The 14,954-nt window shown below is 65.0% G+C and carries 15 protein-coding genes; 11 read left to right on the forward strand and 4 right to left on the reverse strand.

Annotated elements, in window-relative coordinates:
- Positions 1-8: 8 nt before the first annotated feature.
- The 5 genes from QO207_RS01195 to siaD all read left to right on the forward strand — a co-directional run bounded on the left by QO207_RS01195 (position 9) and on the right by siaD (position 5,002).
- Complete coding sequence (locus QO207_RS01195) at positions 9-1,064, forward strand: chemotaxis response regulator protein-glutamate methylesterase (protein WP_301478939.1); 1,056 nt, start codon at positions 9-11, stop codon at positions 1,062-1,064.
- 190 nt (positions 1,065-1,254) lie between these two features.
- Positions 1,255-3,243, forward strand: coding sequence for a biofilm regulation protein phosphatase SiaA (gene siaA, locus QO207_RS01200; protein WP_301478940.1), 1,989 nt, complete (start codon positions 1,255-1,257; stop codon positions 3,241-3,243).
- 10 nt (positions 3,244-3,253) lie between these two features.
- Positions 3,254-3,796 carry a biofilm regulation protein kinase SiaB gene (gene siaB / locus QO207_RS01205; protein WP_301478941.1) on the forward strand — a complete coding sequence of 181 codons (543 nt, stop codon included), beginning with the start codon at positions 3,254-3,256 and terminating at the stop codon, positions 3,794-3,796.
- A gap of 25 nt (positions 3,797-3,821) precedes the next feature.
- Complete coding sequence (gene siaC / locus QO207_RS01210; protein WP_301478942.1) at positions 3,822-4,202, forward strand: biofilm regulation phosphoprotein SiaC; 381 nt, start codon at positions 3,822-3,824, stop codon at positions 4,200-4,202.
- Between the two features lie 5 nt (positions 4,203-4,207).
- The gene (gene siaD / locus QO207_RS01215; RefSeq protein ID WP_301478943.1) at positions 4,208-5,002 is read left to right on the forward strand and encodes a biofilm regulation diguanylate cyclase SiaD; all 795 of its coding nucleotides are present in this window, start codon (positions 4,208-4,210) and stop codon (positions 5,000-5,002) included.
- 59 nt (positions 5,003-5,061) lie between these two features.
- Here siaD and QO207_RS01220 read toward each other — a convergent pair whose 3' ends face one another.
- Positions 5,062-5,619 (reverse strand): hypothetical protein, encoded by a 558-nt coding sequence (locus QO207_RS01220; protein WP_301478944.1) that lies wholly within the window; start codon positions 5,617-5,619, stop codon positions 5,062-5,064.
- Between the two features lie 203 nt (positions 5,620-5,822).
- Between QO207_RS01220 and QO207_RS01225 the strand changes: the two genes are divergently transcribed.
- From QO207_RS01225 to QO207_RS01245, 5 genes are all read left to right on the forward strand, one after another.
- Complete coding sequence (locus tag QO207_RS01225) at positions 5,823-6,629, forward strand: NYN domain-containing protein (RefSeq protein WP_301478945.1); 807 nt, start codon at positions 5,823-5,825, stop codon at positions 6,627-6,629.
- Positions 6,630-6,703: 74 nt separating this feature from the next.
- A complete protein-coding gene (locus QO207_RS01230; RefSeq protein ID WP_301478946.1) occupies positions 6,704-7,018 on the forward strand; it encodes a DUF2845 domain-containing protein in 315 nt (104 codons plus the stop codon).
- 152 nt (positions 7,019-7,170) lie between these two features.
- A complete protein-coding gene (locus QO207_RS01235; protein ID WP_081518867.1) occupies positions 7,171-7,596 on the forward strand; it encodes a GNAT family N-acetyltransferase in 426 nt (141 codons plus the stop codon).
- 1,188 nt (positions 7,597-8,784) lie between these two features.
- Entirely contained in the window at positions 8,785-9,237 is a 453-nt protein-coding gene (locus QO207_RS01240) for a BRO family protein (protein WP_301478947.1), read from the forward strand.
- 523 nt (positions 9,238-9,760) lie between these two features.
- Positions 9,761-10,288, forward strand: coding sequence for a transposase (locus QO207_RS01245; RefSeq protein ID WP_301478948.1), 528 nt, complete (start codon positions 9,761-9,763; stop codon positions 10,286-10,288).
- Positions 10,289-10,415: 127 nt separating this feature from the next.
- Here the strand turns inward: QO207_RS01245 and QO207_RS01250 are convergent, their stop codons facing one another.
- The 3 genes from QO207_RS01250 to QO207_RS01260 all read right to left on the reverse strand — a co-directional run bounded on the left by QO207_RS01250 (position 10,416) and on the right by QO207_RS01260 (position 13,747).
- The gene (locus tag QO207_RS01250; protein ID WP_081518870.1) at positions 10,416-11,912 is read right to left on the reverse strand and encodes a CoA-acylating methylmalonate-semialdehyde dehydrogenase; all 1,497 of its coding nucleotides are present in this window, start codon (positions 11,910-11,912) and stop codon (positions 10,416-10,418) included.
- A gap of 176 nt (positions 11,913-12,088) precedes the next feature.
- Positions 12,089-12,400 (reverse strand): cupin domain-containing protein, encoded by a 312-nt coding sequence (locus QO207_RS01255; protein WP_301478949.1) that lies wholly within the window; start codon positions 12,398-12,400, stop codon positions 12,089-12,091.
- Positions 12,401-13,747, reverse strand: a complete 1,347-nt coding sequence (locus QO207_RS01260; protein WP_138213347.1) for an aspartate aminotransferase family protein — start codon at positions 13,745-13,747, stop codon at positions 12,401-12,403.
- A 137-nt stretch (positions 13,748-13,884) separates the two neighbouring features.
- On the opposite strand from QO207_RS01260, the gene QO207_RS01265 reads away from it, so the two are divergent.
- On the forward strand, positions 13,885-14,805 hold the full coding sequence (locus QO207_RS01265) for a LysR family transcriptional regulator (protein ID WP_081518872.1): 921 nt from the start codon (positions 13,885-13,887) through the stop codon (positions 14,803-14,805).
- Positions 14,806-14,954 lie beyond the last annotated feature (149 nt).

Raw genomic sequence — 14,954 nt, forward strand, 5'->3', positions numbered from 1 at the left:
ACCGCCCGATGCCCGTCAAGGTACTGATAGTCGACGACTCGGCGCTGATACGCAGCCTGCTCAAGGACATCATCCAGCAAGACCCGGAACTGCAACTGGTGGGCGCCGCCCCCGACGCCTTCGTCGCCCGCGACCTGATCAAGCAGCATTCGCCCGACGTCATCACCCTCGACGTCGAGATGCCGCGCATGGACGGCCTGACCTTCCTCGACAAGCTGATGAAGGGCCGGCCGACGCCGGTGCTGATGATCTCCTCGCTCACCGAGAAAGGCTCCGAGGCCACCCTGCGCGCCCTGGAGCTGGGCGCCATCGACTTCATCGCCAAGCCGCGCCTGGGCATTGCCGAGGGCATGCAGGCCTACGCCGAGGAAATCTGCGCCAAACTCAAGGCCGCCGCCCGCGCGCGCCTGCCGCGAGCGCGCCCGGCATCCTCGGCCAGCGCACCGGCAACGAGCAGCGCGCCGCTGCTGAGCACCGAAAAGATCTTCGCCATCGGCGCCTCCACCGGCGGCACCGAGGCGATCAAGGAAGTCCTGCTCGGCCTGCCGCCGGATTGCCCCGGCACGGTGGTGACCCTGCACATGCCGCCGGGCTTCACCAAATCCTACGCCGAGCGACTGGACCGACAGACGCGCCTGTCAGTTCGCGAAGCCCGCGACGGCGACCGCATCCTCCCCGGCCACGTGCTGGTCGCCCCCGGCGATTTCCACATGGAAGTCCAGCGCAGCGGCGCCAACTACATCGTGCGGCTGCAGCACGAGGCGCCGGTGAATGGCCACCGCCCAGCGGTGGACGTGATGTTCAACTCCCTCGCCCGCTGCGCCGGACGCAACCTCATCGCCGCCCTGCTCACCGGCATGGGCAAGGATGGGGCCCGGGGATTGCAGGCGATCCGTCAGGCCGGCGGCCACACGGTCGCCCAGGACGAGGCCACCTGCGTGGTCTACGGCATGCCCCGCGAGGCCGTGGAGCTGGGCGCAGCCAAGGAGGTCCTGCCGCTGGAGCGCATAGCAGGTTCGCTCCTACAGCAGGCGCGCCAGAGTGGAAGTGGGAACAGGGTCTAGTTCTGCGGGAATCATCCGAGGTCTGCGAGCGACTTTTCACAGAGGGTCTAGACTCAGGCCAATTGACCGGCGCCAATATTATGGCGATACGATATCAATTTGGTTTGATTGTGCCCGTATACAAAATGCACAATTGAGCTTTCGCCAAAAGACCGGCACACGGCGGGCGGCACGGGGAAACAAGAGAGCCATGGCGGCAAGATGGGGGTTGCGCGGCAAATCGGTGGTGGCACTGCTCATCGCCTGTCTTCTGGCTCTGGTTCCGGCGGTAATGCTGGGCTGGAAGGCCATGGAGGACATCCGCACGCATTTCGGCCTCGCCTTCGCGAGAAACTTCACGCTACTCAACCAGCAGAAGATCATCGCTCCGGTGATCCGCGAACTGGCGCTGTCGCGCCGGCTGGCCGAGTCTGTGGTCACCCAGGACTGGCTGCTGGCCGAGAACGACCCGGCGCGGCGCTCGCTGTTCTTCCGCGAGGCCGAAGGCTTCCGTGCGGACCAGCACAACTACTCCTACTTCGTCGTGGTGGACGCCTCGCGCCACTACTACTTCAACGACTCCAGCTCACCGCTGTCGAACTCCCCGCGCTACACCCTGAGCGACACCGACCCGCAGGACCGCTGGTACTTCGATACCCTGGCCCGCGATGAGACCTACAACATCAACGTCAACTACGACGCCAAGCTGAAGGTCACCAAGGTCTGGTTCAACATGGTGGTGCGCGCCGGCAACGAGAAAGTCGGCCTGGCCGGCGGCGGCCTCGACCTCACCGAATTCCTCGACCAGTTCATCTCGCGCCGCGAAGCCGGGGTGACACCGATGATCGTCGACCCGGACGGCGCCATCCAGGCGCACCCGGATACCCGCCTGATCGCCTACGCCTCCGGTTCCAGCGGCCAGGCCAAGCACCACGTGTACGACCTGCTGGCCAACGACCAGGAACGCACCGCCCTGCGCCAGACCCTGCGCCAGGCCGAGGCCAACCCCGGTGAAGTGGAAACCATGTGGGGCACCATCGACGGCAAGGAACAGCTGATCGCCACCGCCTACATCCCGCAGCTGCGCTGGCACGTGCTCAGCGCCATCGACCTGCACGCCGCCCAGGTGCTCGACAGCCGCTGGATCTGGCCGCTGGTGGGCACCCTCGCCGGGCTGCTGGCGATCCTGCTGATCGGCTTCGCCTACACCGTCGACCTGCTGGTGCTGCGCCCGCTGCGCGGCCTCAAGCAGTCGGCCAAGGCGATTGCCGCCGGGCAGTACGACAGCCCGCTGCCGCGCACCCGTCCGGATGAGATCGGCGAGCTGTCCAGCGCCTTCGCCAGCATGGCCGACCAGGTCCGCCGGCACACCGAGGAGCTCGAAGACAAGGTCCAGCAGCGCACCCAGGCGCTGGAAGCGGCCAACCGCGAGATGGCCGCGGCGCAGAAGAAGATCGGCGACTCCATCGACTACGCCAGCCTGATCCAGCGCGCCATCCTCCCCGACCGCCAGCTGCAGGCCTCCCTCGGCCAGCACCACTTCGTCCTGTGGAAACCGCGCGACGTGGTCGGCGGCGACTTCTACATCTACCGCGAAGGCCCGGTCGACAGCCTGATCGGCGTGGTCGACTGCGCCGGCCACGGCGTGCCCGGCGCGCTGATGACCATGCTCGCACTGGCCGCCATCGACCACGCCATCGACAGTGTGAAGAGCCACGACCCGGCCGCCATCCTGCGCGAGACCGACCACGTGATGCGCGGCATGCTCAGCCAGGAAGAATTCACCCACTCGCTGGCCACCAACATGGACGCCGGCCTGGTGCGCGTCGACCACCAGCGCAACCTGCTGCATTTCTCCGGGGCGAAGATTTCCCTGTTCGCCAGCGACGGCAACGAAGTGCGCGAATACAAGGGCGCGCGCCGCGCGATCGGCGACAAGCGCCAGGGCGACTATCAGGATGTGGAAATCCCGATGGAAACCGGTTGGACCTACTACCTGTGCACCGACGGCTTCCTCGACCAGGCCGGCGGCGAGCACGGCTTCGGCTTCGGCAACAGCCGCTTCGCCGACCTGCTGCGCAACCACGCGCGCCGGCCGCTGGCCGAGCAGGCCGACGTGTTCGCCGCTACCCTCGCCCAATACCAGGGCGAGCAGCCGCAGCGCGACGACATCACCATTCTCTCTTTCCGCTTCGACTAGGGGTTAATCCATGGAATCGCTAGATCTGCTGGCCATGCGTGAGAGCTACACCCGGCAACGCATACTGCTCTGCTTCAACGGCCCCATCTCACGCAGCCTGATCGAGGAAATCGGTCACGCGCTGCGCAACTACATGCAGGCCGAGCAGGCGCACCCCAGCGAAGCGATGGACGTGTTCGCCGTCTACATCGAGATGACCCAGAACATCCGCCACTACGCCACCCAGCGCGGCTACAACGACCAGGAAGCCTCGGCCACCGTGGCAATTGCCCGCGATGACGAAGGCCACTACGTGGTCTCCGCCGGCAACCTGGTGGAGCTGGCCGACGGCCAGGGCCTGGTGCGCAGCATCGACGCCATCGCCGGGCTCGACAAGGCCCAGCTCAAGGTCGCCTACAAGGAGCAGCTGCGCCGCCCGCGCGACGCCGAAGCCTCCAGCGGAGCAGGCCTGGGCCTGCTGGACATTGCCCGCAAGTCCAGCGCGCCGCTCAAGACCTCCCTCACCGAACAACCCGACGGCCGCGCCTTCTTCAGCCTGCGCGCCGTGATCTGAACTACGAAATTCAGGAAGACCCGACATGAGCGATCTCCACGTCAACGGCACCCAATCCACCCCACAGATCCACGGCGACTGGCAGGCCGGCATCCTCGCGATGCAGGGCGACTCCTACCCGGAGAACTCCTACGAGCTGTTCGGCCAGGTGATCGAGTGGGTCGAACGCTTCCTCACCCAGGAACAGCGCCCGCTGGAACTCGACCTGCGCCTGCTGTACCTCAACACCAGCTCGATCAAGGCCATGATGGACATCTTCGACCTGCTCGAAGAAGCCCACGGCCAGGGCCGCACCACCAGCGTGGCGTGGCACTATGACCGACGCAACGAGCGCGTTGCCGAGCTGGCCGAGGAATTCCGCGAGGACTGTACCTTCCCGTTCGTCATCCAAGCCTACGACGAGTAAGAGCCATGACTAGCGAGCGCGAGCTGGACCTGCTGATCGAAGACCTGCTGGCCGACCCCCAGTACGAAGGCCACCCCCTGCGCGAGGCCCTGTACCAGAAGCACCAGCAATCCCTCGACCAGCTCGCGCGCCTGGAACGCATCGCGCGGATTTCCGACGGCTTCCAGTCCATGGCCCGGCAGCAGAACAGCACGCTGTCCGAGCGCTATCACAAGCAGCTGCGCCAGCTGGAAAAGGTCGCGCGCATCTCCGACCGCTACCAGGACATGATGCGTGACCTCAACGTCGCGCTGAAGGAAGCCTCGACCCACGACACCCTCACCGGCATCGCCAACCGCCGCCTGCTGATGGAGCGCCTTCGCGAGGAAAGCGAGCGCGCCCAGCGCCACGGCGAGCCCTATGTGCTGGCCATGCTCGACGTCGACCGCTTCAAGCAGGTCAACGACACCTGGGGCCACGAAGTGGGCGACCGCGTGCTGGTGGAAATCGGCCGCGCCATGGAATCCGCCCTGCGCCAGTACGACCTCTGCGGACGCTGGGGCGGCGAGGAATTCCTGCTGATCCTCCCCGACACCCACCTGAGCGATGCCGCTGCCATCATCGAACGGGTACGCAACGACATCCGCTGCCTGGCCGTGCGCGTGGGCACCAACGCCCTGTCGGTCACCGCCAGCTTCGGCGTCGCCGAGCACCATCCGGGCGAAAGCTACTCCCAGACCCTCAGCCGCGCCGACGCCGCCCTGCTCGACGCCAAGCGCAGCGGGCGCGACAAATGCGAGTTCGCCGCTGCTGTTGCCTGATCAGAGCGGCATGAAAAAAGCCCGGCATCGCCGGGCTTTTTCTTTCGCCGCGAGCGCGATCAGTTCTGCAGCGAAACCTGGCCGGCACCCAGCTTCAGGTCACCCAGGCGCTGCAGCAGGGTGCCGATGTTGGCGCGCGCCGAACCTTCGTTGGCCAGGCGCAGGCGGGTGACGCCGTAGAACGCGTCACCCACGCCGGCAGTGAAGGGCTCCTTCACGGTTTCCTGCCAGACCACGCGGCCGCTGGCGCTTTCCACCAGGCTGTACTCGACGGTCGAAGTCACGGTGAAATTGAAGCCGAAGACCGGCTGATCCAGGCTGACCAGCTTGGTCCGCAGCGAGTAGGCAGCCTTGTCGCCCTGGCCGAGCAGGCCGGCCTTGCCCAGGGACTGCTCCAGCGCGGAGCGGAAATCGGCGCCGTCGATCTGCGAAGTCCACAGCGGATTGGTCTTCTTGCCGCCCTCGACGTCGGCGACCTGGAGGTTGTCGCGCAGCGCGGCGTCGTATTTCGGGGTGTGCGCCTGCTGGTCGTTGACCTGCATGTTCTCGACCTTTGCCGAAGAGGCGCAGCCGGTCAGCAGGATGGCGAAAAGGGAAACGCAGAGAAAGCGAAGCATGGTCATTCCTTCGATGGCGGATGGGCGCCCAGGCAGTTCGCGATCGAATGAGTGATGGCGCCGCGTTCCTCCCTGAACGGTGGCGGAGGATATGCCTGCGCCAGTGATGGCGCAATGATTCTATCGGGAGCTCATTGGCACTGCGGGTTGTCGCGGCCGGCCACGGGCACTAAGGTCGTCGTAACCCAAGCAAAGGATGCAGCATGGCCACCAAGACCCCCGCGCCCCGCCAGCAGAAGCACCTCGCCGTGCTGATCGACGCCGACAACGCCCCCGCCGCCATTGTCGAAGGCCTGTTCGAGGAGATCGCCAAGTACGGCGTCGCCAGCGTCAAGCGCATCTACGGCGACTGGACCAAACCCAACCTGGGCAAGTGGAAGCAGGTGCTGCTCGACCACTCCATCCAGCCCATGCAGCAGTTCGCCTACACCAGCGGCAAGAACGCCACCGACAGCGCGCTGATCATCGACGCCATGGACCTGCTCTACACCCGCCGCTTCGACGGCTTCTGCCTGGTCTCCAGCGACAGCGACTTCACCCGCCTGGCGGCACGCCTGCGCGAGGAAGGGCTGACCGTCTATGGCTTCGGCGAAGAGAAGACGCCCAAGCCCTTCGTCTCCGCCTGCGACAAGTTCATCTACACCGAGATTCTCCGTGCCGCCGCCGAACCGGTTGCCGAACCCGCGCCAGCCACCGACAAGGCCGCCGCCCCGAGCACCACCGAAGCCCCCAGACCGGCCAGCAAACCCAAGTCGCAGAAGGTCCCGCTGGACTTCATCGCCAAGGTGCTCGACGACATCGACGGCGACGACGATGACTGGGTGCAGCTGGGCGCCCTCGGGCAGAACATCGGCAAGCTGCAGCCGGCGTTCGACCCGCGCCTGTATGGCTTCAAGAAGCTCAGCGACCTGATCAAGGGCCACCCCAAGCGCTTCGAACTGCAGGCGCGGGGCATCGGCAGCTCAGGCGGCAAGGATCTCTACGTACGCAACGTCGGCCCGTCGCGCTGAGCCTGCATCAGCTCAATGAAGCATGCGGTTGCGCGGCGTTAGACTGGCCGACGAACCCGCAACGGAACCGTCCCATGCGCCCCTGGCTGATTGCCCTGCTCCTGACCCTCACCGCCGGCGCGGCCCACGCCGGCACCCTGCGCTGCGGAACCGGCCTGATCAACGAAGGCGACCCGATGGACGAGGTGCTCGCCAAGTGCGGGCAACCGGACAAGCGCGCCATCGTCCCGCCGACTCCGCCCCGGCGCGGGCAGGACGGCAAAATCATCCCCGGCAGCCCGCAACTGGAAACCTGGATGTACGGCCCCGCCAATGGCGCCTATCGCTACCTGCGCTTCCGCGACACCACGCTGGAGCTGATCCGGACTTCGCGCAAAGAGGAAATCTGATCGCAGGGCGCATAACCCGCCAAGGGTTATGCGCCGCATCAACGGGGATTCGGGCGCATTCATGCACCGCCGTACCCGCCGCTACCAAAGGCGCCTACCCATCGCCGCGGCATCTCCCTAGACTGATCGCCTTCGCCAATCCGGAGGGCACCATGCACAGCCAATTCGACTTCACCCTCGGCATCGACCCGCAAGCCCGCGACGTCGTGGTCAAGGGCCTGCTCGCCTATAACCTGGGCCAGATGGGCCGCAGCAACACCTACGACGACTTCGAACTCTATGCCCGCAGCGACGACGGCGAAGTGGTCGGCGGCATGTTCGGCCAATCCGGCATGGGCTGGCTCTACATCGACTACCTCTGGCTGCAGGATGACCAGCGCGGCAGCGGCCTGGGCAGCCAGCTCATCGCCCTGGCCGAAGACGAAGCCCGCCGCCGCGGCTGCGTCGGCCTGTTCCTCTACACCTACAGCTTCCAGGCCCCCGGCTTCTACGAGAAACAGGGCTTCGAACGCATGGGTGTGCTGGAAGACTGCCCGCCGGGGCATCAGCGCATCTACCTGAAGAAACACCTGGGCTGAGCGCCGCGCCTTTCCCCTGTAGGAGCGAGCTTGCTCGCGAACCCGCCCAACGCCGGCCCTGCCGGCGTGTCACCGACAACCTGCGCCGCGCAAACTCCGGCGCTCGGCCGCCCCTCACACTAACCCTGGCTGCGCGCCCCGCTCAGAGGGAGAGGGGACCGTTCGGTGCGTAGCGAAGCCACTGTGTCAGCCGGCACGAACAGCTCCCGTAGGGCGAATAACGCCCCCGGCGTTATCCGCCGTTCTGGCGCATAAACCGTTCCGGGTTATGCGCCCTACGTCTGCGGCAATGGAGTTCTCCGTTATGGATTTCGCGGACAAGGTCCGCTCCTACAGATTGGCAGCGGTGCCGTGCGGTTCGCGAGCAAGCTCACTCCTACGAAGAGCGCCGCCGCTCCGACGAACCGGCTCTGGCTCTGGCTCTGGCTCTGGCTCTGGCTCTGGCTCTAAAAGACTTCCAGAAAAATACCAGCGCACTCCAAACTGCCCCGTTCAGGAGGCCTCGTTGAAGTGGAGTTTCAGGGGTTGAGCGACATGGATGTCGCGAGAGCCGCGATGGGCCAGGGATGGCCCTTCGCGGCGTGCCCCTGAAACTGCGCTTCAACGAGGGTATTTTTCGCCTAAGCGAAAAACCGGATGTCCGGGGCAAGACCTTTGCCTCCTTTGGGGCGTTTGCCAAAGGAGGTCGCCCGAGGGGGCGAAACAAGAAGCCCACGCGCACGCCGAAGCGGCGCAGAACACCCAACCTGGAAGCATCGCGGACAGAGTCCGCTCCTACGCAAACGGGAACGCCAGCGCTAGGCGGTTCGCGAGGCCGAATACGTTCCCTACGGATTTCGGCATTTCCCACATCCCTGTGGGTCACAAGCTCGCTCCTACACGCAAGCCGGAAACCGCTGCTTGTTGGACACCCCTGGCATTCCTATTCTCGCCCAGTCACATCAGTGACATGGGTTTGGCGACCCGGAATTAGTGGCGCGAAAGCGCTTGAAGGCGCTTGCGAGAACAGCGAATGTTCTTGCAGGTCCCCGCACGTGCAGAATTTTCTGCAACGCTCAATGGCGGATCGCGCGGGGAGACTTCCGAGTCTGCCGGGCACCACTAACCGGTTCGCCAACCCCGCGCGGTCTGCCTCCCTTCGTTTGGCGACGTCGATGGCAGCTCTAAACTTTTAGTGGAGCTTCATCAATGCAAAACACCTACACCCCAACCTTCTTCACCCGCAAAAAACGCTTCCTGCGCGGCCTCATGCTCGACAACCAGGCCTGGTTCGCCTCCCGCGACATCGCCCGCCTGCTCTCCGTCCAGTACCCCGACAGCTTCCACCACCGCTTCTTCCCCCACGAAGTCCAGACCCTCCCGCTGACCTACCGCACCGGCACCACGGAAGACACCGTCCTGCTCAGCGAGGCCGCCATCTACAAGGCCTTCGTCCGCTTCGGCCACCCCGAACTCGAAGCACTGGACCGCTGGCTCTGCCACGACGTCATCCCCACCCTGCGCGACCAGCACACCCCAGATTCCGAAACACCCCGCCGCGTCCTCCTCACCTGGGACGCCCGCCGCCTGATGCTGCTGAACTGGCAAGGCGACCTGTGGATGCGCTGGGAAGAAGTCCCCCGGATGCTCGATCACTCCTGATCCGCAGCAGCATGGGTATCGCTGCGCTCCACGCCATCCTACAAAGGTTTCAGCCGGCTCCCGCAGCGTCACAAGCGACCTCGAACGTAGGATGGCGTGGAGCGCAGCGATACCCATCAACAAAGCCAAACCAGCACCCACAGAGCCACAAGTAACCCCGAACGTAGGATGGCGTGGAGCGCAGCGATACCCATCAACAAAGCCCAGCCGGCTCCCGCAGCGCCACAAGCAACCTCGAACGTAGGATGGCGTGGAGCGCAGCGATACCCATCAACAAAGCCCAGCCAGCCCCCGCAGCGCCACAAGTAACCCCGAACGTAGGATGGAGTGGAGCGCAGCGATACCCATCAACAAAGCCAAACCAGCACCCACAGCGCCACAAGTAACCCCGAACGTAGGATGGTGTGGAGCGCAGCGATACCCATCAACGAAGCCCAGCCGGCTCCCGCAGCGCCACAAGCGACCTCGAACGTAGGATGGCGTGGAGCGCAGCGATACCCATCAATTAGCCAGAGGGCGTGCCATGACCTCATACCGCCGCGACAAAACCGATGGCGCCACCTGGTTCTTCACCCTTGCCCTGGCCGATCGCCGCGCCCGCCTGCTGGTAGAACACATCGACCTGCTCCGCGCCGCCTTTCGCTACACGCAACAACGCCACCCCTGGCAAATCGACGCCATCGTCATCCTGCCCGACCACCTGCACGCCATCTGCACCCTGCCAGTGGGCGACGCGAATTACGCGCTGCGCTGGCGGCTGATCAAGACGGAATTCTCACGGGCGCTTCCCAGGACGGAGGTCGTCTCCGGTAGCCGCCAGACAAGGGGCGAGCGCGGCATCTGGCAACGGCGCTACTGGGAGCACCGAATTCACGACGATCTCGATTTCATGCGGCACGTGGACTACATCCACTTCAATCCGTGCAAGCACGGCCATGTTCCCCGCGTGGTCGATTGGAAGTGGTCGTCGTTTCATCGCTACGTGCGTGATGGGCTGCTGGTGAAGGATTGGAGCGAGGAGGCAGTGGAGGGAATCGAGGCGGGGGAATGATGGGTATCGCTGCGCTTCACGCCATCCTACGAATACGCTCCCGGTAAGAGCGGAGCAATTGGCAATTTCGTCCGCAATAAAAAAGGCCGGTCAACTGACCGGCCTTTTTCCTACCGCTTATTCACCATCAGCCATTGCTGGGGAAGGCGAACTGCGCCGCTTCGTGCGACTTGCGCTGCGGCCAGCGCTGGGTGATGGCCTTGCGCTTGGTGTAGAAGCGCACGCCATCCGGGCCGTAGGCGTGCAGGTCGCCGAACAGCGAACGCTTCCAGCCGCCGAAGCTGTGGTAGGCCACCGGTACCGGCAGCGGTACGTTGACGCCGACCATGCCGACTTCGATCTCGTCGCAGAACAGGCGGGCCGCTTCACCGTCGCGGGTGAAGATGCAGGTGCCGTTGCCGTATTCGTGGTCGTTGATCAGCTGCATGGCTTCTTCCAGGCTGTTCACGCGCACGATGCAGAGCACCGGGCCGAAGATTTCTTCCTGGTAGATGGTCATGTCCGGGGTCACTTTGTCGAACAGGGTGCCGCCGATGAAGAAGCCGTTCTCGTGACCGGCCACCTTGAAGTTGCGGCCGTCGACCAGCAGCTGGGCGCCTTGTTCTACGCCGGTGTCGATGTAGCCGGTGACCTTGGCCTGTGCCGCGCCAGTGACCAGCGGGCCCATGTCCAGGCCGCAGTTGGTGCCGGCGCCGATTTTCAGGGCCTTGATCTGCGGAACGATCTTCTCGACCAGCGCGTCGCCGATCTGGTCGCCCACGCAAACGGCTACGGAGATGGCCATGCAGCGCTCGCCGCAGGAGCCGTAGGCCGCACCCATCAGGGCGCTGACGGCGTTGTCCAGGTCGCAGTCGGGCATCAGCACGGCGTGGTTCTTGGCGCCGCCCAGGGCTTGTACGCGCTTGCCGCGCTTGGTGCCTTCGGAATAGATGTACTCGGCGATCGGGGTCGAGCCGACGAAGCTCAGGGCTTTAACTTCCGGGGCTTCGATCAGCGCGTCCACGGCGGTCTTGTCGCCGTGCACCACGTTCAGCACGCCCTTGGGCAGGCCGGCTTCTTCGAAGAGTTCGGCGATCAGCAGGGTGGAGCTCGGGTCACGCTCGGACGGCTTGAGGATGAAGGTGTTGCCGCAGGCGATGGCCAGCGGGTACATCCACAGGGGCACCATGGCCGGGAAGTTGAACGGGGTGATGCCGGCGACTACGCCGATCGGCTGGAAGTCGCTCCAGGCGTCGATGTTCGGGCCGACGTTGCGGCTGTATTCGCCTTTGAGGATTTCCGGGGCGGCGCTGGCGTACTCGACGTTCTCGATGCCGCGCTTGAGTTCACCGGCGGCGTCTTCGATGGTCTTGCCGTGTTCTTCGCTGATCAGCTGGACGATGCGCTGCTCGTTGGCTTCGAGCAGTTGCTTGAAGCGGAACAGCACCTGGGCGCGCTTGGCCGGCGGGGTGTTGCGCCAGGCCGGGAAGGCGGCCTTGGCGGCGTCGATGGCCTGCTGCACGGTTTCGCGGCTGGCCAGCGGGACCTTGCGGATGGCTTCGCCGGTGGACGGGTTGAAGACGTCGGCGGTGCGGCCGGTGTCGGCGATCATCTCGCCGCCGATCAGGTGCTTGACGGTGGTCATGGGCTGTCTCTTCTCGCTTGAGTGGTTCGGGTGAAGGGCTTCAAGAGCCCCTCTCCCCAACCCTCTCCCTGAAGGGAGAGGGGGCTTGTTCGGAGTGTGGGCAAAGCCGCGTGGCTCGCCGGGAACTGCACTTTAAAAGGAGTTTCCCGGCTACGCCTTCTCGCGTGCCCGCGCACTCAGTGGCTGTGCGGGTGGTCGTCGCTCTTGAGCTCGATCTCGATGAACGCCACTTCGTGGTCGCTGGCGTTGATCACGTTGTGCTCGGTACCGATCTGACGGGTGTAGCTCGCCCCCAGGACCAGCGGCGCGCGGCGCTCGCCATCGGGGGTTTCCAGCAGCAGTTCGCCGTTGGTCACCGGAACCACGACGTATTCCATGCCGTGGCGGTGCCAGCCGGTCTCGGCACCGGGGGCGAACCGCCACTCGGTGACCAGGACCTTGTCGTTGTCGATCTGTACCGTCGGGACGGCCTTCGGACGCTCGCTCACTTACGCGACCCCGTTGAGGGCATCGCCCACGGCGCTGAACAGGCGGTCCAGGTCCTCGGGCTTGGCGTTGAAGGTCGGGCCGAACTGCAGGGTGTCGCCGCCGAAGCGTACGTAGAAGCCTTCTTTCCACAGCTTCATGCTGGCTTCGAACGGACGCACGATGGCGTCGCCGTCACGGGCGCCGATCTGGATGGCGCCGGCCAGGCCGCAGTTGCGGATGTCGATGACGTTCTTCGCGCCCTTCAGGCCGTGCAGGGCCTTCTCGAAGTAGGGAGCCAGTTCCAGCGACTGCTGGATCAGGTTCTCTTTTTCCAGCAGGTCCAGCGCGGCGATACCCGCGGCGCAGGCGACCGGGTGCGCGGAGTAGGTGTAGCCATGGCCGAACTCGACGGCGTATTCCGGCAGGTTCTGGCCCATGAAGGTGTCGTAGATTTCGCTGCTGGCGATCACCGCGCCCATGGGGATGGCGCCGTTGGTGACCTGCTTGGCGACGTTCATGATGTCCGGCTTCACGCCGAAGTACTCGGCGCCGGTGGCCTTGCCCATACGGCCGAAGGCGGTGATCACTTCGTCGAAGATCAGCAGGATGTTGTGCTGATCGCAGATTTCGCGCAGGCGCTGCAGGTAACCCTTCGGCGGTACCAGCACGCCAGCGGAACCGGACATCGGCTCGACGATGACGGCAGCGATGTTCGAAGCGTCATGCAGTTCGATCAGCTTCAGCAGTTCGTTGGCCAGCTCGACACCGCCGGTCTCGGCCATGCCCTTGGTGAAGGCCATGCCCGGCTGCAGGGTGTGCGGCAGGTGGTCGACGTCCATCAGCTGGCCGAACATCTTGCGGTTGCCACCGATGCCGCCCAGCGCGGTGCCGGCGACGTTCACGCCGTGGTAGCCACGGGCGCGGCCGATCAGCTTGGTCTTCTGCGCCTGGCCTTTCAGGCGCCAGTAGGCGCGGGCCATCTTGATCGAGGTGTCGGCGCACTCGGAGCCGGAACCGGTGAAGAACACGTGGTCGAGGCCTGCCGGGGTCAGCTGGGTGATCTTCTCGGCCAGCTTGAAGGACAGCGGGTGGCCATATTGGAAGGCCGGGGAGTAGTCGAGGGTGGTCAGCTGCTTGGCGACCGCGTCGGCGATTTCCTTGCGCGAGTGACCGGCGCCGCAGGTCCACAGGCCCGACAGGCTGTCGTAGATCTTGCGACCCTGGTCGTCCACCAGCCAGCTGCCTTCGGCGGCGACGATGATGCGCGGGTCTTTATGGAAGTTGCGGTTGGCGCTGAAGGGCATCCAGTGGGCCTTCAGGTTCAGTTCGCTGGCCACCGACGGAGTGACGTTCACTTGCTGGTTCATGGAGCATGTCCTCGAAGACAGTCTTGTTGGGCGCGCAGGCCGCGTCGGGCCTGGCGCGATGCTCGTAGATTGGGCCTGACTTAACGTGAGTTAAAGCTTATTCTTCTTACGTTCAGTTTCGGATTGGTAAAACTAAAATGGCGAAACAACGGGCGCCTTCCCTGGGCCAGGTCAGCGACTTCGAGATCCGTCTGCTGCGCATCTTCAAAACCATAGTCGAGTGCGGCAGCTTCTCGGCCGCAGAAAGCACGCTGGGCATCAGCCGCTCGGCCATCAGCCTGCACATGGGCGACCTGGAAAAGCGCCTGGGCATGCGCCTGTGCCAGCGCGGCCGGGCGGGCTTCGCGCTGACCGACGAGGGCCGCGAGGTGTACCGCGCGACCCAGTCCCTGCTGGCGGCGCTGGAGGGCTTCCGCGCCGAGGTCAACGAGCTGCACCAGCACCTGCGCGGCGAGCTGAACATCGGCATCATCAACAACCTGGTGACCCTGCCGCAGATGCGCATCACCCACGCCCTGCGCGCACTGAAAGCCAGCGGACCGGGCGTGCGGATCAACATCGGCATGACCACGCCCAACGAGATCGAGCTGGGAGTTCTCGACGGACGGTTGCATGTGGGCGTGGTGCCGCTGATCAGCCCGCTGTCGGGGCTGGAGTATTCCGCTCTTTATGAGGAGCGCTCGCTGCTGTTCTGCAGCCAGGAGCACCCGCTGTTCGAGCGCGACGACGCGAGTATCACGGTGGAGGAAATCCACGCCTGCGACGCGGTGGAGCCCAGCTACCGCATCCCCGCCGAAGCCCAGGAGCGCCACCAGGAACTGCGCGGCAGCGCCAATGCCTCGGACCGCGAGGGCATGGCCTTCCTGATCCTCACAGGCAGCTACATCGGCTACCTGCCCGACCACTACGCAGCCGACTGGGTCGCCCAGGGCCGCCTGCGCCCGCTGCGCCCGGAGCGCTTCCACTACGACATCCCGCTGACCGTGGTGACCCGCAAGGGCCGCCGGCCGAACCTGGTGCTGGAGCGGTTCATCGAGGCGGTGGCGGAAAGCCGCTGATCGGGCGCTTGTGTCGACTCAGTCCGATTGACAGCCCCACCCGTGCTTCCCTAGCATCTCCTTTACGACTCAACCCCGTACGCAGCGATTCAGTTCGCTGGCCGTTGGGGTGAAGAAACCGGCCAACTGGCCGGTTTTTTCGTTTCTGG

The sequence above is a fragment of the Pseudomonas sp. CAN1 genome (assembly GCF_030462585.1).
In the GTDB taxonomy this organism is placed as follows: Bacteria; Pseudomonadota; Gammaproteobacteria; order Pseudomonadales; family Pseudomonadaceae; genus Pseudomonas.

Coding starts and splice junctions, on each gene's coding strand:
- QO207_RS01195 (WP_301478939.1), top strand. CDS start 9: ATGCCCGTCAAGGTACTGATAGTCGACGACTCGGCGCTGATACGCAGC.
- siaA (WP_301478940.1), top strand. CDS start 1,255: ATGGCGGCAAGATGGGGGTTGCGCGGCAAATCGGTGGTGGCACTGCTC.
- siaB (WP_301478941.1), top strand. CDS start 3,254: ATGGAATCGCTAGATCTGCTGGCCATGCGTGAGAGCTACACCCGGCAA.
- siaC (WP_301478942.1), top strand. CDS start 3,822: ATGAGCGATCTCCACGTCAACGGCACCCAATCCACCCCACAGATCCAC.
- siaD (WP_301478943.1), top strand. CDS start 4,208: ATGACTAGCGAGCGCGAGCTGGACCTGCTGATCGAAGACCTGCTGGCC.
- QO207_RS01220 (WP_301478944.1), bottom strand. CDS start 5,619: ATGCTTCGCTTTCTCTGCGTTTCCCTTTTCGCCATCCTGCTGACCGGC.
- QO207_RS01225 (WP_301478945.1), top strand. CDS start 5,823: ATGGCCACCAAGACCCCCGCGCCCCGCCAGCAGAAGCACCTCGCCGTG.
- QO207_RS01230 (WP_301478946.1), top strand. CDS start 6,704: ATGCGCCCCTGGCTGATTGCCCTGCTCCTGACCCTCACCGCCGGCGCG.
- QO207_RS01235 (WP_081518867.1), top strand. CDS start 7,171: ATGCACAGCCAATTCGACTTCACCCTCGGCATCGACCCGCAAGCCCGC.
- QO207_RS01240 (WP_301478947.1), top strand. CDS start 8,785: ATGCAAAACACCTACACCCCAACCTTCTTCACCCGCAAAAAACGCTTC.
- QO207_RS01245 (WP_301478948.1), top strand. CDS start 9,761: ATGACCTCATACCGCCGCGACAAAACCGATGGCGCCACCTGGTTCTTC.
- QO207_RS01250 (WP_081518870.1), bottom strand. CDS start 11,912: ATGACCACCGTCAAGCACCTGATCGGCGGCGAGATGATCGCCGACACC.
- QO207_RS01260 (WP_138213347.1), bottom strand. CDS start 13,747: ATGAACCAGCAAGTGAACGTCACTCCGTCGGTGGCCAGCGAACTGAAC.
- QO207_RS01265 (WP_081518872.1), top strand. CDS start 13,885: ATGGCGAAACAACGGGCGCCTTCCCTGGGCCAGGTCAGCGACTTCGAG.